General features: G+C 70.3%; 21 protein-coding genes and 1 tRNA gene. 11 read left to right on the top strand and 11 right to left on the bottom strand.

From position 1 onward, the window contains the following. Nucleotides 1-13: 13 nt before the first annotated feature. Entirely contained in the window at nt 14-574 is a 561-nt protein-coding gene (locus ACWCP8_RS05440) for a PadR family transcriptional regulator (RefSeq protein WP_451114301.1), read from the top strand. Here ACWCP8_RS05440 and ACWCP8_RS05435 read toward each other — a convergent pair. Next, nucleotides 542-1642, bottom strand: a complete 1101-nt coding sequence (locus tag ACWCP8_RS05435; protein WP_355996700.1) for a DMT family protein — start codon at nt 1640-1642, stop codon at nt 542-544. The two genes, ACWCP8_RS05440 and ACWCP8_RS05435, sit on opposite strands and share 33 nt — an antisense overlap. Beyond that, entirely contained in the window at nt 1639-2499 is an 861-nt protein-coding gene (locus tag ACWCP8_RS05430) for a phosphatase PAP2 family protein (RefSeq protein WP_451114299.1), read from the bottom strand. The genes ACWCP8_RS05435 and ACWCP8_RS05430 overlap by 4 nt, the downstream gene beginning before the upstream one ends. Nucleotides 2500-2657: 158 nt before the next feature. Between ACWCP8_RS05430 and ACWCP8_RS05425 the strand changes: the two genes are divergently transcribed. The 4 genes from ACWCP8_RS05425 to ACWCP8_RS05410 all read left to right on the top strand — a co-directional run bounded on the left by ACWCP8_RS05425 (nt 2658) and on the right by ACWCP8_RS05410 (nt 6303). Next, on the top strand, nt 2658-3287 hold the full coding sequence (locus ACWCP8_RS05425) for a TetR/AcrR family transcriptional regulator (protein ID WP_451114297.1): 630 nt from the start codon (nt 2658-2660) through the stop codon (nt 3285-3287). A 235-nt stretch (nt 3288-3522) separates the two neighbouring features. Continuing rightward, nucleotides 3523-4338: an SDR family oxidoreductase gene (locus ACWCP8_RS05420; protein WP_451114295.1), complete on the top strand. Its 816-nt coding sequence runs from the start codon at nt 3523-3525 to the stop codon at nt 4336-4338. Nucleotides 4339-4393: 55 nt separating this feature from the next. Further along, the gene (locus ACWCP8_RS05415) at nt 4394-5407 is read left to right on the top strand and encodes an SPFH domain-containing protein (protein ID WP_451114293.1); all 1014 of its coding nucleotides are present in this window, start codon (nt 4394-4396) and stop codon (nt 5405-5407) included. Continuing rightward, nucleotides 5404-6303: a hypothetical protein gene (locus tag ACWCP8_RS05410; RefSeq protein ID WP_451114292.1), complete on the top strand. Its 900-nt coding sequence runs from the start codon at nt 5404-5406 to the stop codon at nt 6301-6303. The genes ACWCP8_RS05415 and ACWCP8_RS05410 overlap by 4 nt, the downstream gene beginning before the upstream one ends. Nucleotides 6304-7056: 753 nt before the next feature. On the opposite strand, the gene ACWCP8_RS05405 is transcribed toward ACWCP8_RS05410, so the two are convergent. Beyond that, nucleotides 7057-7491: a VOC family protein gene (locus tag ACWCP8_RS05405; RefSeq protein ID WP_451114290.1), complete on the bottom strand. Its 435-nt coding sequence runs from the start codon at nt 7489-7491 to the stop codon at nt 7057-7059. Between the two features lie 243 nt (nt 7492-7734). After that, nucleotides 7735-8043, bottom strand: coding sequence for a hypothetical protein (locus tag ACWCP8_RS05400; RefSeq protein WP_451114288.1), 309 nt, complete (start codon nt 8041-8043; stop codon nt 7735-7737). 11 nt (nt 8044-8054) lie between these two features. Between ACWCP8_RS05400 and ACWCP8_RS05395 the strand changes: the two genes are divergently transcribed. Then, the gene (locus ACWCP8_RS05395; protein WP_451114286.1) at nt 8055-8561 is read left to right on the top strand and encodes a nucleotide triphosphate diphosphatase NUDT15; all 507 of its coding nucleotides are present in this window, start codon (nt 8055-8057) and stop codon (nt 8559-8561) included. A gap of 670 nt (nt 8562-9231) precedes the next feature. Here ACWCP8_RS05395 and ACWCP8_RS05390 read toward each other — a convergent pair. The 3 genes from ACWCP8_RS05390 to ACWCP8_RS05380 form a co-directional block, all read right to left on the bottom strand. Beyond that, nucleotides 9232-11046: an ABC transporter ATP-binding protein gene (locus ACWCP8_RS05390; RefSeq protein ID WP_352269619.1), complete on the bottom strand. Its 1815-nt coding sequence runs from the start codon at nt 11044-11046 to the stop codon at nt 9232-9234. A 356-nt stretch (nt 11047-11402) separates the two neighbouring features. Beyond that, entirely contained in the window at nt 11403-13199 is a 1797-nt protein-coding gene (locus tag ACWCP8_RS05385) for an acyl-CoA dehydrogenase (protein WP_451114881.1), read from the bottom strand. 63 nt (nt 13200-13262) lie between these two features. Further along, nucleotides 13263-14033 carry an SDR family oxidoreductase gene (locus tag ACWCP8_RS05380; protein WP_352269620.1) on the bottom strand — a complete coding sequence of 257 codons (771 nt, stop codon included), beginning with the start codon at nt 14031-14033 and terminating at the stop codon, nt 13263-13265. 290 nt (nt 14034-14323) lie between these two features. On the opposite strand from ACWCP8_RS05380, the gene ACWCP8_RS05375 reads away from it, so the two are divergent. Then, nucleotides 14324-14641, top strand: a complete 318-nt coding sequence (locus tag ACWCP8_RS05375) for a hypothetical protein (protein WP_451114284.1) — start codon at nt 14324-14326, stop codon at nt 14639-14641. A gap of 251 nt (nt 14642-14892) precedes the next feature. On the opposite strand, the gene ACWCP8_RS05370 is transcribed toward ACWCP8_RS05375, so the two are convergent. Together ACWCP8_RS05370 and ACWCP8_RS05365 are read right to left on the bottom strand one after the other, a co-directional pair. Further along, nucleotides 14893-14966 (bottom strand) — tRNA-Pro (locus tag ACWCP8_RS05370). A gap of 50 nt (nt 14967-15016) precedes the next feature. Then, the gene (locus ACWCP8_RS05365; RefSeq protein WP_352269622.1) at nt 15017-17650 is read right to left on the bottom strand and encodes an ATP-binding protein; all 2634 of its coding nucleotides are present in this window, start codon (nt 17648-17650) and stop codon (nt 15017-15019) included. Between the two features lie 108 nt (nt 17651-17758). Here ACWCP8_RS05365 and ACWCP8_RS05360 point away from each other — a divergent pair, with 108 nt between their 5' ends. After that, nucleotides 17759-18289, top strand: coding sequence for a DUF309 domain-containing protein (locus tag ACWCP8_RS05360; RefSeq protein WP_352269624.1), 531 nt, complete (start codon nt 17759-17761; stop codon nt 18287-18289). Between the two features lie 100 nt (nt 18290-18389). Further along, nucleotides 18390-18800 (top strand): hypothetical protein, encoded by a 411-nt coding sequence (locus ACWCP8_RS05355; protein WP_451114281.1) that lies wholly within the window; start codon nt 18390-18392, stop codon nt 18798-18800. A gap of 15 nt (nt 18801-18815) precedes the next feature. On the opposite strand, the gene ACWCP8_RS05350 is transcribed toward ACWCP8_RS05355, so the two are convergent. Next, nucleotides 18816-19520, bottom strand: a complete 705-nt coding sequence (locus tag ACWCP8_RS05350; RefSeq protein ID WP_451114279.1) for an FAD-dependent oxidoreductase — start codon at nt 19518-19520, stop codon at nt 18816-18818. 21 nt (nt 19521-19541) lie between these two features. On the opposite strand from ACWCP8_RS05350, the gene ACWCP8_RS05345 reads away from it, so the two are divergent. Then, nucleotides 19542-19676 carry a hypothetical protein gene (locus tag ACWCP8_RS05345; RefSeq protein ID WP_355996785.1) on the top strand — a complete coding sequence of 45 codons (135 nt, stop codon included), beginning with the start codon at nt 19542-19544 and terminating at the stop codon, nt 19674-19676. Nucleotides 19677-19765: 89 nt separating this feature from the next. Here ACWCP8_RS05345 and ACWCP8_RS05340 read toward each other — a convergent pair whose 3' ends face one another. Continuing rightward, nucleotides 19766-20533: a sulfite exporter TauE/SafE family protein gene (locus ACWCP8_RS05340; protein WP_326606903.1), complete on the bottom strand. Its 768-nt coding sequence runs from the start codon at nt 20531-20533 to the stop codon at nt 19766-19768. A gap of 366 nt (nt 20534-20899) precedes the next feature. Here ACWCP8_RS05340 and ACWCP8_RS05335 point away from each other — a divergent pair, with 366 nt between their 5' ends. Then, nucleotides 20900-23764 (top strand): alpha-L-fucosidase, encoded by a 2865-nt coding sequence (locus tag ACWCP8_RS05335; protein WP_451114277.1) that lies wholly within the window; start codon nt 20900-20902, stop codon nt 23762-23764. Nucleotides 23765-24064: the final 300 nt, after the last annotated feature.

Below are 24064 nucleotides of genomic sequence, written 5' to 3'. Positions count from 1 at the left end.
TAGGATGCGTCCCATGTCACTCCCGCACGCGATCCTCACCGCCCTGCTCGAGAAGCCGTCGTCGGGGCTGGAGCTGACCCGTAGGTTCGACCGGTCGATCGGCTACTTCTGGTCGTCCACGCACCAGCAGATCTATCGCGAACTCGGGAAGCTGGAGGAGGCCGGGCAGATCCGGGCCCTGCCGTCGACCCAGCCGGCCCGTGGCCGGAAGAAGGAGTACGAGGTGCTGCCCGCGGGCCGCGAGGCGCTGGCCGCCTGGGTGGCGCTCCCGGAGGACCCGAAACAGATCCGCGATCCGCTGCTGCTGCGGATGCGAGCGGCGGCGGTGGTCGGCGCGCCGGGCCTCACCGCGGAGCTGCGCCGCCACTTGGCGTTGCACGAGAAGCAGCTGGCCGAGTATCTGGCGATCGAGAAGCGGGACTTCCCACCCGGTCGGGACTCCGAGGGGGACCGGCTGCGGCATCTGGTGCTGCGCGGCGGAATCGATCTGGAGAACTTCTGGATCGGCTGGCTGACCCGGGCTCTGGCGCAGGACACCGGTTCAGCCGCCCCGGCGAGCCCTGCCGGCCCATGAGGGCCGCCCCGAGGACATCTGATCAGGACGGTCGACGAAGGCTGCCGATGAGGGCGGGGTGGCGGGCCGGGCGCGACCGGCCCGCCACCCCGCCTCGTCCCACCCGCGCGGCCCGCCGACCCGCGTGCCTCCCGGTTCCGGGCTGAGGACCAGCCGGTCGTCCCTCGTCCGGGGGCTGCCGATCACGACCCGGGACTGCGCGCTCGGCTCCGGTTCCGTCCTGGCCCGGTCCGCCAACGACATCGTCTCGCCCTGGGCGCGGCTGAGCAGAATGACCCCGCGTACCGCCGCGGCGGAACCCAGCAGTGCCGGGATCAGGGCGATCGTCCCGCCCTGGAGGCGTTCGCCGAGCAGGGCGAGGCCGATGACCGCGGCGGCGACCGGGTTGGCGAGGGTGACCACGGCGAGCGGCGCGCCGAGACCGCCCTGGTACGCGGTCTGGGCGAGGAGGAGGCCGCCCATCGCGAAGGCCGAGACGAGCAGTGCCACCGTCACCAGGCGCCAGCTGAACAGCGGGCCCGTGTGGTCCGTGACCGCCACCGTCAGGGTCTGGGTGAGCGCCGAGGCCACGCCGGACGTGATGCCGGACGCCGCCGCGTGCCGCAGCCCGGGACGGGCCCCGGGGCGGCTGAGTCCGGCGACGACCGCCATGGTCGCCGCACCGACTGCCAGCGCTTCGCCCAGGCTCAGCGTCTCGTGCGGGGCTGTGCCGCCCGCCGTCAGGAGCAGGGCGCCCAGGCCGAGCAAGGTGAGGATCGTGCCGTGCCATTCGGTGCCGGTGACCCGGCGTCCGGCGGCGCGTGCGCCCAGCGGAACGGCAGCGACCAGTGTGAGCGCGCCGAGCGGCTGGACGAGGGTGAGCGGGCCGTACTTCAGCGCCGCGACATGCAGCAGCGCTCCACCGGCGTTCAGTGCCACCGCCGACCACCAGGCCGCGCGCCCGAGTATCCGGAACACTCCGGCGCCCGGCTCGCTGCGCCCCGCGAGCCGGGCCTGCGCCACGGCGGCCGACGCATAGGCGACGGCGGAGACCAGGGACAGCGCGACGGCTGTCAGCGTGGCGTTCATGGCCGGCCTCCGGACGACGAGGCGTACACCTCGGACACGGCCGGATCGGGGATCATCGGCAGCGCGGTCCGGGCGGCGGTGGGCTCGGCCGCACCGGCGCCGGACGGCCACGGAGTGAGTACCCGGACCGGCGCCGTCCGCTCCAGCCGCAGCGCCGCGAGCGCGACGGCGAGCAGCGCGCTGACCACGATCGAGTCGAGCCAGTAGTGGTTGGCGGTGCCGACTATCACCAGCAGTGTGACCAGCGGGTGCAGCAGCCAGAGCCACCGCCACCGCGAACGCGTGGCGACGATCAGCCCGGCCGCGACCATCAGCGCCCAGCCGAAGTGCAGCGAGGGCATCGCGGCGAATTGGTTGGCCATCGAGTCGGTGGCCGGGGTGTCTCCGTACACCGTCGGCCCGTACACCTGGCCGGTGTCGACGAGGCCGGCGGCGGCCAGCATCCGCGGCGGGGCGAGCGGGAACAGCAGATGCAGGGCGAGCGCGGCCCCGGTGAGCACCGCGAGGATCCGGCGCGACCAGACGTAGTGCAGGGGCCGGCGCCAGTAGAGCCAGGCCAGGAAGAGCAGCGTGGCCGGGAAGTGCACGATCGCGTAGTAGGTGTTCGCGAGGTGGACCAGCGTCTCGCTGTGCAGCAGCGCGCCTTGTACGGCGCCCTCGCCCGGCAGGTGCACGGCGCGTTCGAAGTCCCAGACATGTCCGGCGTTGCGGTACGCCTCCTCGACGTGACCGCTCGCGGCCTGGCGGCCGAGTTTGTAGATCGCGAAGAGTCCTACGACGAGAAGGAGCTCGCGGACGAGGGGCGGTCGGGCAGAAGTGTCCGGCTCCCGATCTGCGGGCTCGCTGCGGGCGTACATCACCCGGTGCCCCTTTGCTGACGAAGCGGTGTTACGGCGGCATGGTCCAGTCCATGACGCATCGATACGCCAGTGTACCGATACGCGAACGTATCGGTACAGCGGCGTTTCGGTACACTGGTGTATCGATGGACCTCGTCGCAGAGAGGGAACAGCACATGTCGTCGCACGATTCCGTGCAGGAACCGGCTCACACGCCGCGCCGCTCGAAGATCACGCCGGAGCGGGCGCAAGAGTTCTATACGGCCGTGCTCGACCTGCTCCGGGAGAGCGGCTACGAGTCCCTCACCATGGAAGGGGTCGCGTCCCGCACCCGGTGCGGGAAGTCCACCCTCTACCGGCAGTGGGGCTCCAAGCCGGAGCTGGTCGTCGCGGCACTGCACAGCACCCGGCAGATGCTGCTGTCGCACATCGACACGGGCACGCTCGCCGGTGATCTGCGCGAGGCCGCGCGGGTCATCGGAGCGCGCTCCGGGCGTGACACGCCGCTGATGCACGCGCTGAGCCATGCCGCGCTGCAGAGCCCGGAGCTGCTCTGCGCACTGCGCGAAGCGCTGGTCCTGCCCGAGTTGGCGGCGATCGACGCCATGGTCCGGCGCGGCATGGAGCGCGGTGAGATCACCGCGGACAACACGGGTGCGGAGTTCGTCTCCGCGCAGCTGCTGGGCGTGATGCGCGCCAGGCCGCTGCTGGAGGCGAAGATCGCGGATGAGGCATATCTCACCCGTTTCGTGGAGAGCGCCGTTTTTCCGTCGCTCGGACTGGATCCGGCAACGACCGGGTCCTGATGAACGTGGGCCGTCGTCCGAGCGGATGACGAGGGCCCGCCTGCGCCGCACCGTGGGGACGGGGGCGGCGCACCGTCCGGTCGGCCGGTGACTTCTTCGGGAGTCACCGGCCGCCCGCGTTTCGCATGTCCGTCTCCCTCGACAGCCGTCCGGTCTCGACTACTAATCATCTAACAAACGATTGGTAGATTGCTGTCGCGATCGGCACGCACTTCGGCAACAGCAGGGGTGGACCATGGACATCGGCAATCCCATCGACTTCACGGGGCGAGCGGTCATCGTCACCGGCGGCACGAAGGGCATCGGCGCCGCGATCGCCGAGACGTTCCTCGCCGCGGGCGCAGAGGTCATGGTCTGTGGGCGCAACCAGCCGCCGGCACCACCCGAGGCCGGTGGGCGGACGGCTCACTTCCGATCGGTCGACGTCCGGGACCCGGCCGCGGCCGCCGGTCTTGTCGACGCCGCCGTGGAGCGGTTCGGACGGCTGGACGTCCTGGTCAACAATGCGGGCGGCTCCCCCGACGCCGATGCGGCCACCGTGTCGCCGCGGTTCGTCGAGAAGGTCGTCGCGCTCAATCTGCTGGCCCCGTTCTACGTTGCGCAGGCGGCGAACCGGATCATGCAGGGCCAGCAGGACGGCGGCTCCGTCGTCAACATCGGCAGCGTCTCCGCCCACACCCCCCAGCCGGGCACCGCCGCCTACACGGCGGCGAAGGCCGGACTGCTGGCGCTGACCCGGGCGCTGGCCCTGGAGTGGGCGCCGAAGGTGCGCGTCAACCACATCACGACGGGGCTGATCCGCACCGAGAGCGCGGCGTCGATGTACGGCGAGGACGGTGGTGCGGCGGTGGCGGGCGTCATTCCGATGGGGCGGATGGCCGTGCCCGACGATGTCGCGCGCGCCTGTCTCTATCTGGCCGGCGGCCTCGCTCCGTACGTCAACGGCGCCGATCTGGCGGTGCACGGTGGTGGCGAGGTGCCGGCCAGGTTCCTCGCCGCGAAGGGCGGTCGACGCCGAGGCTCGCACCATGAACCATTCTCGTCCTCTTGACGATATCAATGAGCCCCCTTATCGTCTCAATGACGAGAATCAAGGGGGATCCGACATGGCCGACATCACCAAGCGGTTCGGCTGGCGCCATCTGCGCTCCGCACCCACTGCCCACATCCGCCACCACAAACGCGGCCAACTGGCGCACGACGGGCCGGGGCTGAGCTTCTGGTACCGGTCACTGAGCGCCGCACTGTCCGAAGTTCCGGTCAGCGACCGGGAGTTGGCGATGGCCTTCCACGCCCGTACGTCCGACTTCCAGGACGTCACCGTGCAGGCCACCGTGACGTACCGGATCAGCGACCCGGCCGTGGCCGCCGCCCGGCTCGACTTCTCCGTCGACCCGGACACCGGCGTCTGGCGCGGTGCGCCACTGGAGCAGATCGCCACACTCCTCACCGAGACCGCCCAGCAGCACACCCTGGACGTGCTGGCACGCACCCCGCTGGCCGGGGCACTGGTCGACGGAGTCGCGCCGGTACGGAACCGGGTCGCCGAGGGACTTGCCGCCGAGCCCAGGCTGCCCGCCACCGGCATCGACGTGGTCGCCGTACGGGTCGTCGCGATCCGCCCCGAGGCCGAGGTGGAGCGCGCCCTTCGCACCCCCGCCCGGGAGCAGATCCAGCAGGAGGCCGACCGGGCCACGTACGAACGCCGGGCCGTGGCGGTCGAGCGCGAGCGGACCATCGCCGAGAACGAGCTCGCCAGTCAGATCGAACTCGCACGCCGCGAGGAGCAGTTGGTCGAGCAGCGGGGCACCAACACCCGCCGCGAGGCCGAGGAGCACGCGGCGGCCGACGGGGTGCGCGCCGAGGCCGAAGCGGAGCGCAAGGTGCGCCTGGCCCGCGCCGAGGCGGAAGCCGCCCGCGAAGTCGGCGCCGCACGCGCCCAGTCGCAGGCGGCCTGGCTGCGGGTGCACGCGGAGGTGGACACCGGGACGCTGCACGCCCTCGCCGCCACCCGGCTCGCCGAGAACCTGCCGCGTATCGACAGCGTCACCCTCTCGCCCGACATCCTCACCGGACTGCTCACCCGGCTCGGCCGGCCCGACCCGGAGACGCGCGCGTGAGCCTCGCCCCTCGCGCGGTCCTCGTGCACCGGACGACCGAGTACGAGGAGCTGCTCGCCCGACACGGCACGCACGGCCAGGCGGAGTTCTTCCTGTCCTCCCGCGGCCGGTCCATCGAGGAGGTGGCGCTGCGGCACGGGCGGACCCGGCAGGCGCTCGCCGATGTGGCGGCGGCCGTACCGCTGCAGTGGCGCCAGTCCCGGGTGGAGCGCGCGGATCTCGACCGCTTCCTCTTCGGGCTCGAGGATGTGGTGGTCGTCGTCGGGCAGGACGGGCTGGTCGCCAATGTCGCCAAATACCTGTCCGGCCAGCCCGTTGTGGGCATCGACACCGACCCCGGCCGCAACCCGGGCGTGCTGGTGCGCCACCGTCCCTGCGATGCGGCTGCCCTGTTCCGGGCGGCCGCGTCCCCCGGCCGCACGACGGACGATCTCACCATGGTCGAGGCCGTCGCCGACGACACCCAGCGCCTCCTCGCACTCAATGAGATCTATCTGGGCCCGCCAGGTCACCAGACGGCCCGGTACCGGCTCGGCCCCGACGCCGAGGGCTCCCCCGCCGAACCGCAGGCGTCCTCCGGCGTCCTGGTCGGCACCGGCACCGGCTCCACCGGCTGGTTGCGTTCGCTGTGGCAGGAGCGCGGGAGCGCTCCGACGCTGCCCGGCCCGACCGATCCCCGGCTGGTCTGGTTCGTGCGCGAGGCCTGGCCGTCGCCCACGACCGGCACCTCACTGGTGGCGGGTGAACTCAGGCGTGACCAGCGGCTGCGTCTCACGGTCGAGTCCGACCGGGTGGTGGTCTTCGGTGACGGAATGGAGGGCGACGCACTGGAACTGACTTGGGGTCAGACCGTGCGCATCGGCATCTCGGCGACATCGCTGCGGCTGACCGCATGAGCAGCCATCGTGGGGCGGGCGAAGAAGGGATGCCGCGTCCTGGCCGCATCCCGGTCAGTGCCTCGATCGAGTGACTTCCCACCGCATGGGTGAATCGAACGCCCGATTACGGCCGCTCGCCCAGCCGTACTCCGGAACGCGCCTCCAACTCGAACATCAGGCCGACGATTCGCTCTCGCCCCTCCGTGACGACCTCGTGATCAGCTGCGTCCTCCGGTCGCTTGTCCCGATCGAAGCGACTTCAGGAGGAACGATGAATCCCGTACGCGCCCTTCAGCGTGTTCATCTCATGTTCGATGCGCTTCCGGTGCCTCCTCGGCATCGGATTGACGCTGCATCGGTTTCCCTCCTGACCCTGGGCAGCGCGGTCTCGGGGTGGTGGGCATGAGATGAGCCTGGAGAAGCCGCTGCCGACCGGCCCCGCCGCCGAAAGCGAGAACTCACAGCAGTAGCCGAGCATGGGCGGGCACGTAACTGGTTCCAAGGAACCGAGTTGACCCCACCGGAGGGTGTGCAGTGGGACGCCATCTGCGCTCCGAAGTCAAGGAGCACAGATGGCGCGGATGACCAAGGTAGAGATATTCGCCGCGATCCGGCGGGACGTGCGGCTTGAGGGCGCGGGTGTCAGGGCGCTCGCCCGAAGGTACGTGATCCATCGCCGGACGGTCCGGGAGGCGCTGCAGCGCCCTGACAGGTCGGGGGCGGTTCTTCGTCTTGGCCCACGGGGACAGAACGAGGACGCGTTCGCGGCTCTCAGTCGATACAGAACTCGTTGCCCTCGATGTCCTGCATCGGGATGCACGACTCGTTGGTGCCATCGGCAAGCAGTGTTCGCACGTGTACCGCGCCGAGCGCGACCAGTCGTGCGCACTCGGCCTCAAGTGCGGCCAGGCGCTCTTTACCCACGAGTCCGGTGCCGACCCGCACATCAAGATGCAGCCGATTCTTGACGACCTTCCCTTCGGGGACGCGCTGGAAGTACAGTCGCGGGCCCACACCTGAGGGATCACTGCAGGCGAACCATGAATCCCGCTGCTCAGGTGACTGCGAGCGCTTGAAATCGTCCCAAGTGGCAAACCCCTCCGGTGGCGGCGGTACGACGTACCCCAACACCTCGCACCAGAACCGAGCGACCCGCTCAGGTTCTGCGCAGTCAAAGGTGACTTGGAACTGCTTGATCGATGCCATCAGTCCTCCATAACGCGTGCTGTTCACCGAAGCCCGGGATGTCATCGCCGCGTGGAGAGCAGATGCGCCACCAGGGATGCCTCGATGTCCACCGTCGTCGTGCAACTTGGTGATCTCGGCCAAGGCTGGCGAGCCTGCCACATGATCATCCGAGGCTCAACCAATTTTCCACCTGCTGACCGGGATCGTGACTGACGTGCCTGGGGGCAGCCGCGCCATCCGACGCGGACAGATACTTGACAGCTATGGATAACCCTCGACGCCCGGGGCGAGCACCAGATCTTCACGGCGCTGCGGGAGATGGCCCCGGGCCGGATCACCCTGGTCGTCACGCACCGCCTCGACAATGTGAGGATGGCCGACCGGATTCTCGTCCTCGACCGGGGTCGGATCCGGGAAGAAGGGACTTTCGACCAACTGGCGTACGGTGACGGCCTCTTCGCCGAGTTGTACGCCCTGTCGCAGGATCGCTGAACCAACGACCGCACCGACCGACGACCACACAGGGGGATCATCGCGCCCGCTCGCACCGGCGGCGACGATCCCGGCCATCGAGGAGCACCATGGATTCCCGACCCACCGAGAACCCCACGCGCAACACCCGTCCGCCCGTGGCCCAAGCGGCGCTCGGCGTGGGGGTCATCGTGCAGGACGAGCGGGGACGCATCCTGCTCGGCAGACACCACGGCGGCACCTGGGAGCTGCCGGGCGGCAAGGTCGACCCGACGAACGAGTCGATCGCCGCGGCTGCCGTGCGTGAGCTCCGCGAGGAGACCGGTCTGCACGTCGCCGAGGACCGGGTGTCGGTCTTCGCGATGCTTCACGACGTGGTCGGCGGTATCAACCGCGTGACCATGGCGGCCGTCGTGACCGTACAGGCGGAGCACCCGCAGGTCACCGAACCTCATCTGATCAGTACCTGGCAGTGGACCGGACTCGACGACCTGCCGGAGCCGCTCTTCGATCCCTCGGCCCAGATCCTCGCCGCCTGGCGCCCGGAACTGCCCGTCGAGCATCCCCCCGCCCACTGTCTGAAGATCATGGCCGCCCCCGTCGGAGCCGACTCGTAACCTAGGAGACTTAACCATTTGCCTAGGACTCATAGGTATCGTTAGCGTCCTCGGCATGAAGGCCGTGAGTGCCGAAGCGTTGTGCGCGGACCCGGACGGGGAACGACGCAGGGTGTGCTCTCATACGGATCTCCTGAAGCGTCGTGAGTGAACGTCAGCCGCGGCGGGCAGGCTTGTCGAAGTACCGGCCCTCGGCTCCGAGCAGCGGAATGAGCCGGTCGACGGCGTCGACGGTCTGACTGCTGTCGCCTCCCCCGTCGTGCATCAGGATCACGGCCCGGGCGTGATGCCCTCCTCGACGTGGCGGACGAGCTCGTCGGTGCCGGGCGGTTCCCAGTCGCCGGCCGCCGTCCCAGCGGCTGCATCCCCATGTCGGCCGCCACCTGCAAGGTCTTGCCCCAACTTCCTTACGATGTACGGAAGTAGGGGATGCGCACGCCCGGCGCGGCCCGGCGGATCTCGGCATTCGTCCGCTCCAGGTCCGCGCGGATGTCCTTGGACCACCACCGACAGATCCATGCACACCACGGGCACCACGAGGTGGTGGGGACGAGCACCTCTGAACCGCCTGCTCCAGCGCCTGACTCCACCTCGCTCCAGCCCACCTCCCGTGTGATGTGGCGCAGCGGGTACGCATGCAGGCACAGGGCCACACCCACCGGGCTCGGTCTCAGTGCAGATCGGCCCGCGCGGGGCTGCCGTCGAGGAAGCCGCCCGACTGGTGCTGCCACAACTTCGCGTAGGAGCCGTCCGACGCGAGCAACTCCTGGTGGGTGCCCTGCTCGACGATCCGTCCGCGGTCCAGGACGACGAGCCGGTCCATGGTGGCGACCGTGCTCAGCCGGTGCGCCACCACGAGCGCCGTCCGCCCGTCCATGAGCCGCCACAGCGCCTCCTGGACGAGGATCTCGCTCTCGGAGTCCAGGGCGCTGGTCGCCTCGTCGAGCAGCAGGATCGGCGCGTCGCGCAGGATCGCCCTGGCGAGGGCGACCCGCTGGCGCTGTCCGCCGGACAGCTTGACACCGCGCTCGCCCACCATGGTGTCGAAGCCGTCCGGCAGCGCGTCGGCGAACTCCGTGACGTGCGCCGCCTCGGCCGCGCGGCGGATCTCGGCATCGGTGGCGTCCGGCCGGGCGAACACGAGGTTGTCCCGCAGCGTGCGGTGGAACATCGCCGGGTCCTGCGGCACGTAGGCGATCAGGCTGCGCAGGTCGGTCTGACGCAGCCTGCTGATGTCCTGACCCCCGATCAGGATCCGGCCGGCGTCGATGTCCGTCAGCCGGAGCAGCAGCCGGGTGAGCGTGGTCTTGCCCCCACCGGACCGGCCGACGAGACCGATCTTCGCCCCGCTGGGCACGGCCAGGTCGAGGCCCTCGAAGAGCGGCTTCCCGCCCCCGTGGGCGAAGGTCACCTGCTCGAAGCGGACGTCAGCGGCCTGGGACAGCAACGGCTCCGGCGACGCCGGGTCGAGCACGGTCGGCGGCGTCAGCAGCAGTTCGGTGAACTGCGCGGCCTCCGTCATCGAGCTCTCCAGACGGCGGTAGATCTGGTTGAACTCGAACATGATCCGCGTCGCGTTGCTGTAGTACGTGAAGGCGACCACGACCGCCTCCACGCCGTGCCCGCCCCCGCCGAGCGTGACCGCGAGCAGCAGGCCCAGCGCGTTGGTCAGCACGGACATCGGCGCGACCAGCGTGTCGATGCGCAGGTTGCCGTAGTCCCACGACCTCAGCGTGAGCCGCCGCGACTGCGCGACGCGGGACCGATGCTCGGCGGCCTCACGTTCCTGGGCGGCGAACGCCTGGACCGTGTCGATGTTCGTCAGGCTGTCGGCGACGTGGCCCGACACCCGGGCGATCGCCTCCTCGCGCTGTTTGACGAGCGCCTGGCGGCGACGGATGAGGGGCACCACGCACAGCGCCGTCATTGCGATCATCGCCAGGAGCCCGACTACGAGCAGCGGGTCGTAGCGCCACAGCACCACCGACCCGAACAGCAGCGGCACGAAGCTTCCCACGACCGAGAACGTAAGCGTGTCGATGAACTCCTCGAAGCGAGAGGCGAAGCTGAGGACCCGTTTGGTCAGCGACCCGGCGAAGTTGTCATGGAAGAACGCGGCGTCCTTGGCGAACAGCTCGTCCATGCCGATCACGTACAGGTGCTCGATGGCGAGGGCGGCTACGCGGTTCAGGCAGTGGAAGCCGATGCGCCACAGTGTCTCCGCGAACAGAAGGACGCCGGCGAAGCCGAGAACGTAGGGCAGCGTCGAACCGATGGAGATACCGTTGTCGCCGGCGATTCGGCCGACGAGCTTCGCGACGACCAGCGGCGCGATGTAGTTGATACCGATGTTGCCCAGCGCCGGCAGCAGCATCGCGGGCACCGTCAGCCGCGGGCACCGGGCCAACTCCCGTCCGTAGTAACGAAGTGCGAGGAGTACCGAGCCCCTGCTCCGAGGAGCCTCGCGCGATTCAGGTAAGCCCATCCCAACCCCGTGTTGTCGTGCAGCAGCCCCCCGTGCGCCTCTCGGGGGCATGCCGCTGTCTCCATGGCCGTGCGGAGCTTCGGTTCGAGTGAGTGCCCGCGCTCGGGTCGTCCTCCGACAGGCGGGGCACGACGACAAAGCCCCCCGCGCAGATCGCGGCGACGCCACCGTGCGAGTACGGGCGGGCCAGGCATCACAGTGTCCCGCGATGACGCCCGCGGAGTCCAAGCGTTTTTTCAGCCGGCGGCGCACCGCACACACGTGCGCCCCCAGCCGGACAGGTGCGGGTCTCCAGGAGTCGCGTGCGACCTGTCAACAGCGCGTCGGCAGAGGGCAGGTACCGCGAAATCGTTGGATCAGAACCACTCGGGTCGGCTGTCCGCCGCGGTGCGGTCCAGGCTGTCGAGCAGGTCGAACTGCGGTCCCGTACGCGGTAGTTCCACGCGGAAGAAGTACCGGGCCGCCTGTCGCTTGCCCTCGTGGAAGTCGTCCGTGTCGTCCTTGAGCGCGAGGAACTGCTCCAACCAGATCCAGGCCAGCACCACGTGGCCGACGGCTTCCAGGTAGACGGAGGCGTTGGCCAGGGCGGTCGCGGGGTCTCCGGTCGACCAGAGCCTGGCCGTGGTGTGCTCGACTCGGGCCGTGGCCTGCTCCAACTGGGTGGCCAGCTCGGCCGCCTCGCCGCCGCCCGCCGTGGCGCGGGCGGCGGTTGCCGAGATGGTCTGCAGCAGCAGACTCAGCCCTGCTCCGCCCTTCGTGACGACCTTGCGGCCGAGCAGGTCCAGTCCCTGGATGCCGTGCGTGCCCTCGTGGATGGCGTTGAGGCGGTTGTCCCGGTAGAACTGCTCGACGTTGTACTCGCGGGTGTAGCCGTAGCCGCCGTGTACCTGGATGGCGAGGTCGTTGGCGGCCAGGCACCACTGCGACGGCCAGCTCTTGGCGATGGGCGTCAGGACGTCCAGCAGCAGCCGGGCACGGGCGCGCCCGGGCTCCTGCTCGGCGGTGCGTTCCTCGTCGAGCAGGCGGCTGCAGTAGAGGCTGAGGGCGAGGGCGCCCTCCACATAGCTCTTCTGTGCCAGCAGCATCCTGCGTACGTCGGCGTGCTCGATGATGGGCACCTGCGGGGCGTTCGCGTCCTTGCCCGTCAGCGGGCGGCCCTGGGGGCGGGTGCGGGCGTAGTCGAGAGCGTGCAGATAGCCGGTGTAGCCGAGCGCCGTGGCTCCGAGCCCGACCCCGATGCGGGCCTCGTTCATCATGTGGAACATGTACGCGAGCCCGTGGTGGGCCTCGCCCACGAGAAAGCCCACCGCGCCCGGGGCGCCGCCCGGGGTGTACCGGCCCTCGCCGAAGTTGAGCAGGGTGTTGGTGGTGCCGCGGTAGCCCATCTTGTGGTTGAGGCCGGCCGGCACCACGTCGTTGCGCTCGCCCGCGCTGCCGTCCGGCTCGACCAGGAGCTTGGGCACGATGAACAGCGAGATGCCCTTCACACCCGCCGGCCCACCGGGGATCCTGGCCAGCACCAGGTGGACGATGTTCTCGCTGAGCTCGTGGTCACCGCCGGAGATCCACATCTTGGTACCGGTGATCCGGTACGTACCGTCGTCCTGCGGCATCGCCCGGGTGGTGATGTCGGCCAGCGAGGAGCCGGCCTGCGGCTCCGAGAGGCACATGGTGCCGAAGAACCGGCCCTCGACCATGGGCCGCACATAGGTGTCGACCTGCTCCTTGCTGCCGTGCGCCAGGAGCAGGTTGGCATTGCCGATCGTGAGGAACGGATACGCGGCGGTGCCCACGTTGGCGGCCTGGAACCAGGACATGCAGGCATTGGCGACCACGGTGGGCAGTTGCTGCCCCCCGACCTCGTAGTCCATCGCGGCGCCGGTCAGGCCGGCCTCGGCGAAGACCCGCAGCGCCTGCTCGACCTCCGGGATGACATGCACCCGCTCGCCGTCGAAGCGCGGCTCCTCGGCGTCGTTCTTCTTGTTGTGCGGGGCGAAGTGCCGGGTCGCGATGGCCTCACTGAGGTCCAGCACCGCGTCGAAGGTGTCCCGGTCGTGGTCGGCGTAGCGGGGGTGGCTGGTCAGGGTCGTGACGTCCAGCCAGTCGTGGAGCAGGAAGTCCAGGTCGCGGCGGGAGAGCAGCAGGGAGTCCATGGGCATGGGTCCGATCGGGGAGGGCGGCGGAAACGGGTACGCGTACGCGTCTGAGCGGCAGTATCAGACCGTGGTGCCGATGCCGCCGTCGACGGGGATCACTGCGCCGGTGACGTATGCCCCGGCCCGGCTGGAGAGGTAGATCGCCACGCCGGCCATGTCATCAGGGCGTCCGATCCGGCGCAGCGGAGCGGACTCGACCACGGCGTCGCCCTGTGCCTTCAGCGTGGCGGCCATCATCCTGGACTCGAACGGGCCGGGGGCGATCGCGTTGACGGTGATGCCCTGCGGGCCGAGTTCCTTGGCCAGCACCCGGGTCAGGTGGTGCAGTCCGGCCTTGCTCGCCGCGTAGGAGTAGGTGGGCAGCGGGTTGACGTGCAGGCCGTCGATGGAGCCGACGTTGATCACGCGTGCAGGGTCGTCATGGGAGCCGGCCTTGCGCAGCAGCGGCAGCAGTGCCTGGGTCAGCAGGAAGGGGCTGCGCAGGTTGAGGTCCATCACCTTGTCCCAGCCGCTGACCGGGAACTCGTCCAGTGGGGCACCCCAGGTCGCGCCCGCATTGTTGACCAGGATGTGCAGCCGCTCCTCGCGTTCGGCGATCTCCGCGGCGAGCCGGTGGCACTCCTCCTCCCGCGACAGGTCCGCGGGCAGTGCGATCGCCTCGCCGAGCTCGGAGAGCTCACGCGCGGCCTCCTCGCAGGCCGCGGCGTTGCGGGAACTGACGTAGACCCGGGCCCCGGCCGCGGCCAGGCCGCGGGCGATCATCAGGCCGATACCGCGGGACCCCCCGGTGACCAGGGCGGTTTTGCCGGAGACGGAGAACAGTGAGGTCACGGCGGACTCCAAAGGCGGTGATCGGGCGGGTACAGGCTTCCAGGATACTAAGCGGTCGCTTAGAACGCGTCAACCAGCCCGGTCCCGCCGGGTCGCCGGTCGAGCGGGCCTTGCCCATGGACCTGTGCGGCGGGTATGGAGGCCACGCGCGACCCGGCAGCGGCCGGACACATCGTGCCGACCGGCTCCGCACCCCGGACTGCAGCCCGTGGTGGCAAACGGGCTGTTCGGGGGAACGGCCGGTGTCGTGCATCGAGGTGCGGGGGTCGGGGCACCTACGGTCGGCCGGCATGACGCACGTATCGAAGGACACAGCCGACCTGAGTCGGCGGACCGCGCTCACCGGGCTCGTCGGTGGGGCCGGGGTACTGCCGGCAGGCGGCTGTACGCCCTCGGGCGCAATTCCCGCGCAAGGGCCCACACCCAGTCGTACGGGATCGGCCACCGGCTCCGCGGACGGTGCCACGCCCGGGGTGATGACCCTGTTCAAGGATCCGGGGTTCGACTTCAACGGGCTTCTCGCACTCGGCGCCGCCGACTACGAGCAGTTCTATCCGGGGCAGCCGCGCCAGATGTTCGACAAACTGACGCCCCCAAGGACTACGTGAAGCTCACCGCAGCGACCGGCGCGCAGCTGCACTGCTCCCCGATGGCCCCGCAGCAGCGCTGCGAGGTCGTCTTCGACTGGCTGCAGGAGACGTTGCCCGGGCGCTGACCGCGCGTGACGCGGCGTCGTGGACAGCGCTCGGCATGACACCGCTGCTTCGGCATCCGAAGAGGGCCCCCGCATGGCCCCCGCTCACGCGTGAGGGGCGCTCCGAAGAGCGCCCCTCACCTGCGGAAAATTCCGACATCTCTGTCGGGACGACAGGATTTGAACCTGCGACCCCTTGACCCCCAGTCAAGTGCGCTACCAAGCTGCGCCACGTCCCGCTGCGACTCCCCCTGGTGTTCCCAGGCGGGCGCGCAGGACAAACATTACCTCACTCCGTTGACCGGATCGACGCGCGTGCCTGGTGAGCGCGGGTGGCGAGCGATTCGGCGCCGCACGCAGTGGCCAGTTTCTCCGCCCGGGCGAGCTCCCTCGGGGAGCGGATCGCGATGCCGTAGTCGAAGCGGGCCAGGGCATGTTCGTACGCGGACGGGGAGGCCTCCAGGTGCCGGACCGCGTCGGCCAGCAGGTGCTGGGCGTCCTCGGGGCGGGCGAACAGCGAGACGCAGCGCAGCGCCTCACCGATCGCGGTCTCCGTGCCGAACCTCTCCGCGTGCACCCGGGCCGAGGTCGCGAGTTGGGCGGCGCGGGCCGGGTCGTCTTCGGCCAGGGCACGGGCGAGATCGCCGGCCCAGGGGGCCCAGATGCCGTTGAACCTGCCGCGCGGCTCGAGTGCCTGGCCGGCCGCTTCCAGTTCGGCGACGGCCTCCTTCGTACGGCCTTCGGCGAGCAGGAGACGGCCTCGGACGCACGGCGCGTCGGGCAGCACCATGGCGCTGGGGTAGGGCAGCCCGAAGTGGTACCTGTCAGCTATCGTGCGGGCCTCGGAGATGCGGCCGCGGGCCAGCAGTGTGTCGATGAGCAGGCAGGCGGCATCCCAGTGGACGGGCAGACCACTGCCGACACGGTCGGCGAGCCGCAGCCCTTCGCGCAGGAAGCCCTCGGCCTCGGCCAGTCGGCCGCGACGACGGTGGACCAGGCCGAGGAGGGTGTGCGCGAATGCGAGGTGGGCGCCGCTCCAGCCGGAGATCTCGAAGGCGCGCACTGCCTCGCTGAAGAGTTCCTCGGCCCGGTCGAGCTGGTCGGTGAAGGCATAGGTGATGCCGACCAGGGTGGGGAACTCGAAGCCCCATTCGGTGTCGGTCCAGCCCAGACCGCGGGCGGGGCGCCCGTCGACCAGGGCGCGTTCGCAGAGGTCGACGACGAGTTGCGAGTTCTCGCCGCGCAGCATGGCGTCGAACGCGCGGATGGTGAGCAGGGCGCGCTCGGCGTTGTCCTTGCCGGTGAGGTGGTCGGCGTTGCGGGCGAGCCGACTGGAGCGGCCGGAACCGTCGTCCTCGGCGGCCTGCATGCCCTCCCACATGAAGTGCGCGGCCTGGAGCCGCATCTGACCCGGGCCGGGGGCGGTGCGTCCGGCCTCGGCGGCGAGGGCGAGTGCGGCTTCCTTCAGCTGGTTGTTGTGGGAGAGGGCCGCGGCGAGCCGGAAGGTGGCGTCGACCCGTACGTCGTCGTCGAGTCCGGGCAGATCGAGGGCGGCGCGCAGATGCTGGACAGTGGTGGGTGGGGAGCTGAGCAGCGTGGCGCAGCCCAGTTCGTACAGCAGCGTGGCGCGCATCTGGTGGCGCGGCGGTTCCCGCAGGGCCCGCTCCAGGCAGCGGCGCGCGGCCTCGGGTGCGCCGACGGCGAGGTGCTGGCCGGCTGCTTCACGGAGTTGCTCGACCAGTTCCTGGTCATCGTCCGGGTGCACTTCGAGGAGGTGGCGGGAGGCCGCGGCGGCACCCAGTCCGGCCCTGGCGATCGCCCAGGCGGCCCTGCCGTGCATGGCGGTGCGGGTGGCCGGCGGGATGGAGCGGTAGACGGCGGTGGCGATCAGCGGGTGGACGAATTCGAGCGGGTCGAAGCCGCTGACGATACGGGCGTCGCGCAGCCGTGCGGTGCAGTCGGCGGCCTCGGCGGGGCTCATCCCGGCGAGGGTGGCGGCGAGGTCCTGGGAGATGTCGGTGCCGAGGACGGCGGCGGCCCAGGCGAACCGGTTGGCGTTGGTGCCGAGCCGTTCGAGCCGGGCGACGAGTCCGCTGCCGCGGGCCGAGGCGCCGAGTTCGCGCAGCAGTCCGGCCGACTCCTCCAGTGGCGGCAGTTCGCGGTCCTGCACCTTGGCGACGAGTTCGACCGCCTCGTACGGGTTGCCGCCGGTGACGGCCCACACCTCGCGGCAGAACGGATCGTCGGCGTGGTCGCCCAGCGCCGCCCTGACCAGTTCGGCGGTGGCGTCGGGGGTGAGGGCGCGCAGCGCGACCCGCACCTGCGCCGGGTGTCCGCTGCCGTTGCCGCCCTCCGCCTTCCGCGCCGCCAGCTCGTCCGGACGGTGCGCCTGGACGACCAGGACGGGCAGTTCGCCGAGGCACGCGGTGAACGAGGCCAGCCAGGCGAGGGATTCGCCGTCCGCCCAGTGTGCGTCGTCGATGATCAGCACCAGTGGACGGTGGCTCAGCCGTGAGGCGAGCCGCGCGACGACCCACTCGATCCCGTCCCGTACACCCTGCGGATCGGGCTGCGGGCCGGTGGGGTCGGCGAGCCCGAGGGCGGGTGCGGCGATCTCGTACCAGGCCCCGAACAGACTCTTCACTTCGTCGGGCGGGAACTGGTCGAGGGCGGGCTGCAGCAGTTGGCGTACGACATGGAACGGTACGGACGTGACCGTCTCGCCGCCGCGCGCGGACCAGACGGTGCACCGGTCCGCCGCCAGGATCTCGATCTCCGCGAGCAGTGCGGTCTTGCCGATGCCTGCCTCGCCACTGAAGATCAACAGTCCGCCGACGGCCTGGGCGCCGCACAGGGCATCCACGGCTTGTGCGGCGGCAGCGAGTTCCGGATCACGCTCGTACAGCGGCCGGGACGGCTTCATGCCTACCCTCCCCATAGTGGTACGGATGGCTCCCGACACTAGTCGTGCGCGGGTGCCCACCGACAGTGGTTCGGACAGTTCGTCGCAGGTGCGGGGCACAATCGAAGGGTGGACGAGACTCACAGGGACCGCGACGCCGAGGGCCGGGCGCGCAACGCGCGCCCCCGGGACGGGCTGGGACGCCCGCTGCCGTACGGGACGCCGGGGGTGGAGCGGCAGCCGGAGGGGGTGATCCGCTCCCCCGACGAGACGCTGCGGGAGGCGCAGCGGCTGCTGGACGCGGGGATGCCGTTCCATGCGCACGAGGTGTTCGAGGATGCGTGGAAGTCGGGTCCCGAGGAGGAACGGGAGTTGTGGCGCGGGCTGGCACAACTGGCGGTGGGGCTGACGCATACGGCCCGCGGCAATACGACGGGCGGGGCGCGGCTGTTGCGACGGGGTGCGGCGGCGCTCGCGGAGTGCGCGCGGTCCGACGGGTTCGCGGAACCCGGGGAGTTCGGGGACGCGGTGCCCTACGGGATCGGGGTCCATGGACTGATCGACTGGGCGCAGGAGCTGGCCGGACGGGTGGAGGCGGCGGACGCACAGTCGGTGGATGCGGCCGAGGAGGCGCCGTGTCTGCGGCCGGAGCGCCGCTAGACCGGTGTGGGGCGGCGAGCCGGCCGGCTGCGATCGTTTTCGGGCTCCCCTCGCCCGGACGGGCGAACACGGCGCCGCGAAGCTATTACCATCCCGCGTCATGAGCACTTCTGACCAGGACCAGTCCGTGGACACCCCGATACCCGCCCCCGACGTCGATACAGCGGCCGAGGTTGAGGCCGAGACGGAGGTTGAGGCTGAGGCGGAGGGCGAGGCCGAGGCGGAGGTTGAGGCGGAGGGCGAGGCCGAGGGTCACAGACTGACACCACGTCAGGCGAGACGGTTGCGGATCGCCCTCTCGTCGGTCGGCATGGTGGCGATGGCGGTCGTGCTCGGGCTGCGGATCGCGAGCCGGTCGTCCGTTCTGGTGGTCGGGGTGTACGGGCTGGCGCTGATCCTGTGCGGGGTCGTGATCGAGCTCAGCCGCAACGGCCGGACCCGGCTGGGCAGTTGGCTGCTGGCTGTCGGCCTGGTGGCAGCGATCGGTTCGGACTGGCTGCTGATCCCCTGACGCCGCGCCGAGGGCTCAGTGCACCGTGATCCACACGGTTCCGCCGTGCGGGTCCACCCGGTCGAGCCAGTCACCCCGCAGCCGGAACGACCGGTTCGGCACGGCGGGCAGCAGCAGCCGCTCCCGGTGGAGCAGGTGTCCGTCCTGGCCGACGACGAGGAACGGGCGGAGCAGCCGCCGGCCGGTGCGCAGGGTGAAGCGGTCGTGCAGCGGGCGGCTGCCGTCCAGGGCGACGAGGTTCGGCGCGATCCACTCCAGCGGGGCGCCGACGGCGAGCGCCGGGCGGCCGGTCGGCCAGGGATCCGCTGCCAGGTGACGCAGTACGGGAGCGGCCACGGCCCGGCCCTCGGCGGCCGCGGTCCCCGCGCTCTCCACCGCGTGCAGCAGGTTGCCGACGGCGAAGACACCGGTCGCCCGGGTGCGGTACGAGTCGTCGTACGCGAGACCACGGGTACCGGCGTCCAGGGTCGCCCCGCCACGCCGGGCCAGCTCGTGGTCGGGGATCCAGTCGCCGGTGAAGACGACGGTGTCGCAGGGCAGGGTCGTGGTCCGGCCGTCGCGGTGGCGCAGCGAGACCCCGGTGAGCCGCTCCCGGCCGGTGAGTCCGGTCACGGTGGCGTGGGTGAGGAGCGGTGTGCGGTGCCGTGCGCGTCCCGGGGCGGCGGGCAGCGGGGACGGCGGCTGGTCGGTGACCAGGGCGACCACGTCGAGGCCGGCCACCCTCAGCGTGTCCGCCGCGGCGTGGCTGACGGGTTCGTTGCCGATGACGACCGCTCGCGTACCGAGTGGTGGTTCGTCGCGCGCCGTTCGTACGGCACGCCGTCCGCGTACGGGAACGCCCGTGAGCAGGCGGAGATCGCGGCGGACATCGTCTGACGCGACGGCTGTCGCGGCCTCTTCGGGCCCTCTTCAGGCCCTCCTGAACCCTCGGGTCCGGGAGGGCCTTGCCGTGCCGCCGGGTGTGCTCAGCCCACGAGCAGCTGGAGGCCGCCGAGCACGGTCGCGCCGATCACCAGTCGTTCGAAGAGCTTCTGGTTGATCCGGTCCACGCACTTGCGGCCGATATAGGCGCCGGGAACGACGAACAGCAACATCGCGGCGTCCAGCAGCAGCGACTGGGCATCGATGAGGCCGAGACCCACGCTGAACGGCACCTTGGAGGTGTTGACGATCAGGAAGAACCACGCCGACGTACCAAGGAAGCCGAGCTTCCGGAAACCGGCCGAGAGCAGATAGAGCGACATCACGGGGCCGCCCGCGTTGGCGACCATGGTGGTGAAACCGCCGAGCACTCCGTACGAACGGGCCTTGAGCCGGCCCGTCCGGGACGGGCGGCCGGACTCCTCCGGAGGTTCCTTGCCCTCGGCGCCGGAACGGCGCCGCCAGACGGTGACGCCTGCCATGAAGAGCAGAATCGCGCCGATCGACGTCCTCACCGCGTCGTCGTCGGCCCACATCATGAAGAGCGTGCCGGCCACCACGCCCACGGCGACAGCGGGGAACAGCCGCAGCAGCGTCGGCCAGTGCGCGTGTCTGCGGTAGGTGAGGACGGCGAGCACATCGCCTGCGATGAGGATCGGGAGCAGTACCCCGGTCGACTCGCGGGCCGGGAGTACGGCCGCGAAGACCGCGAGACTGATCGTATTGGCACCGCTGACGGCCGTCTTGGAGAAGCCTACGAGTGCGGATGCCGCGGCCAGCGCCGCCAGTTGCCAGAGTGTGAGGGTGTCCATGCCAGGAACAGATGGTAGTCGCACCCATTTTCGGGCCGCGATCGAGTCCCTCGCTCAACGCCCAGCCTTGCACCGACTGATCCGATGTGTTGTCACACGACTCCCTCCATCACCGGTCCAATCGGCCATATCTACTGGGTAGTTGCACGTCAGGAGTCTTGACCCCGGATAGTGGCGTTGCAAGCATCGGATGTCTCAGTGGGCAGCCACGGTGGCTCCACCCACATCGGCCCCGGCGAGAGGGCGACGGCCATGGCATTCGTACCGCACAGCCGCACATCTCCAGCACTTCGATCAGCGGGCAGACCGCGCACTTCACCGGCGGGGCGCAGATGGACCCTGTTCTGCCTGTCCCTGGCCCTCGCCATGGCAGCGGCGCTCCTCGGCGCACCCGCCGCCACCGCCGAGGTCCAGCATCCGCGCCAGCAGTGGATGCGCGAGTCCACGGCGGGGCTGTTCCTCCACTGGGGCATGTTCACCGCGCCCCGTCATGTCGACTGCAAGGCGTGGGAGCACGACGTCGACGCGGGCGGCTGGACCGCCGACTACTGGGTCGACGAGGCCCGCAAGCTCGGCGCCTCGTACATCGTCCTCGCCACCTTCCACAGCAGGCTGGGCTATGCACGGCCGTGGCCCTCGAAGATCCCCGGCAGTTGTTCCACGGAGCGCGACTTCCTCGGCGAGCTCGTGAACGCGGGCAAGGCCAAGGGCATCAAGGTCATGCTGTACATGACCGACGATCCGCAGTGGCACAACGAGGTGCCGGGGGTGCAGACGCTCGACTCGGACGCGTACTCCGCGCACAAGGGCGAAAAGGTCGACCTGACGACGCGCGAGGGATTCGGCCGGTTCAGCTACGACCAGTTCTTCGAAGTGATGGAGAACTACCCGGATCTGGCGGGGTTTTGGATCGACAACGACAACGAGTACTGGGAGAACCATCACCTCTACGAGCAGATCCGGGCGAAGCGGCCGTCCTGGTTGTTGACCAACAACAATGAGGACACGCCGATCATGGACACGGTCAGCAATGAGCAGAAGACCGGCATGACCCCGGCGTACGACTATCCATCGGCCGCGTTCACACCGATGCCCCGCATCTCCGAGGGTGACTACAAGCTGCCGACCAGCGGCGACTGGTGGTACGACGGCAAGGACCACCCGGTGGACTTCCGGCTGAGCACGGGCCGGTACATCACCAACGCGGGCTCGTCCATGAAGTCGCTGATGGCGGAGACGGCCATGGTGAACGGCAGGTTCCCGCCGAGCCAGCAGGAGTACAACGACTTCATGGCCGAGTGGACCGCGCCGATCCGGTCCTCGCTGCAGGGCACCGAGGGCGGCGGCTACATGTACGGCGGGATGCAGCCCGGATTCTGGAACGACGGCGCACACGGTGTCATCACCGTCGGGCCCGGGGCGCGGACGCAGTACGTGCATGTGGTGACCCGGCCCCGAACGGATCTGGTGCGCCTGCGGGACAACGGGTACCGGGCGACGGGGGTGACCGATGCGCGCACCGGGAAGGCGATGGCGTTCAGCCAGTCCGGGGGCTATCTGACGATCCTCGGGATCGTCGGCTGGGATCCTTACGACACGGTGTTCAAGGTCGAGACGGACGGCCGGCAGCACTCCTACTACCCGCAGAACTCCCTGCGGGCCACGGCCTCGTCCGCGGCAACCGGGCACCCCGCCGCCGATGTCGTCGACGGAAGTCACGAGAACTACTGGGACAGCGACGGGAAGCTCCCCGCGTCCGTGACGATCGACCTCGGCAGCCGCCGCAAGGCGACCTCGCTCGCGGTCAACCAGCGCGAATGGTCACCGACGCACGCCCGGTCGACGTTCGGCAGGCCGGAGGACTCCGCGCGGATCAAGGACTACTCGGTCTCGACGAGCGACGACGGCAGGCACTGGAGGGCGGTTCGTACCGGGGCCCTGCCGAGCGCCCGTGGGGTGCAGTTCATCGACATCGGTGAACGGACGGCCCGCTATCTGAAGCTCGACGTACGGAACACCTGGGCCGGTCCGCAGGCACCGGACTTCTTCGGCCGGCTCAGGATCGACGAGATCAAGGTGGCCCACGGGGCGCCGGTGTCGGGCTCGGCGCAGATGCCGCTGGAGGCGGAGTCGCGGAGCAACGACCGGGACGGCGGTGTACGGGCGTCCGCGTGCGGGGCCTGCTCGGGTTCGTCCCGGCTCGTCGGGTTCGGCGGCGGAGCACGTAACTCCGTGACGTTCCGCGGCGTGACGGCCACCGAAGCCGGGAACTATCGGCTCCAGTTCGACCACACCGCGGGATCCGCGACCTCGCTGTCGGTGCGGGTCAATGGCGCCGCGGCCATCGATGTGGCGGTGCCCGCGGGCAACCCGGACGTGCCGGGGTCCACAGCTGTCTCCGTGCCGCTGGTAGCGGGAACCAATACCGTCGAGGTGTTCAGCAGGGCGGCCCGGGGGCCGGGCCTCGACCGGATCGCCGTCGGACCGCTGCCGCCGACGTCGTACGTGCCCAAGACGACGCTGACGGTCGATCCGCACGGGCTGCAGTGGGTCGGCGCCGGGCAGCAGTCGATCAAGGTGACGGCGAAGCTGCGGCTCGACGCCGACGACATGCTCGACGGTGTCCGGCTCGCCCCGAAGGTTCCCGCGGGCTGGTCGGTCGAGGGCGGTCCGGCAACGGCGTCGTCGATGCGGCTGGGCGAGACCCTGGAGGCGAGCTGGACGCTGACCTCGCCGCCCGGCGCGGATGTCGCTTCGACGACGGTGCCCGTCACCGCGGCCTTCCTGACGCTCGGCACACCGCACGAGGTGACGCAGAGCGTCGGCGTCCGGCCGCGCCCGGCGGAACGGGTGTTCATGCGCGAGGCCGAGGACTCGCGGAACACGCTCGGCACCGCGGGTCTGACCGGCTGCTCGCCCTGCTCCGGCGGCGAGAAGGTGCGCAACATCGGGGGCAGCGCGGCTGCCGATGTCCGGTTCCCGGATGTCACCGTGGACCGGGCCGGCACGTACACGCTGTTCATCGACTACACGGTGAACGGGGACCGTTCGTTCCTGGTGAGCGTCAACGGCGGAGCGCCGGTCGAAGCGGCGGTGAGCGGCGTCGGGAACAGCACCCCGACGACGACCACCGTTCCGGTGACGCTCGCCGCGGGCGCCAACACGATCAGGATCTACAACGACGAGGAGTCCGCGCCCGACCTCGACCGGCTGTCGCTGGGACAGCCGTAGGATCTTCGGCGGATCCACCTCAGGGGCCGTTCCTCAGCGGCCCCTGAGGTGTTCCGGGCGTCCGCCGGGTCGGTAACCACAGGCAGGCGGCGGCGAGCAGCGCCACGTCGCCGCCAGGCGCCCCGATCGGCACCGTCCCGATACGCGGCCTGCAGGACCCCGGCCGCGATCGCGATGCCCGCGGCATCGTGACGTGCAGCGGACGGCACCGCCCCCACACGACCGGAGCGATCGTGCGGGGCATCGGACCGCCCAGGCCGGACCAGGCACCCGGGAGCGTGAGGGAACCCGTCCACCCAC

The sequence above is a fragment of the Streptomyces sp. NPDC002206 genome (assembly GCF_053593595.1).
The sequence above is the reverse complement of the archived record's forward strand: the minus strand, read 5'-3'. Positions and strand labels throughout refer to the sequence as shown.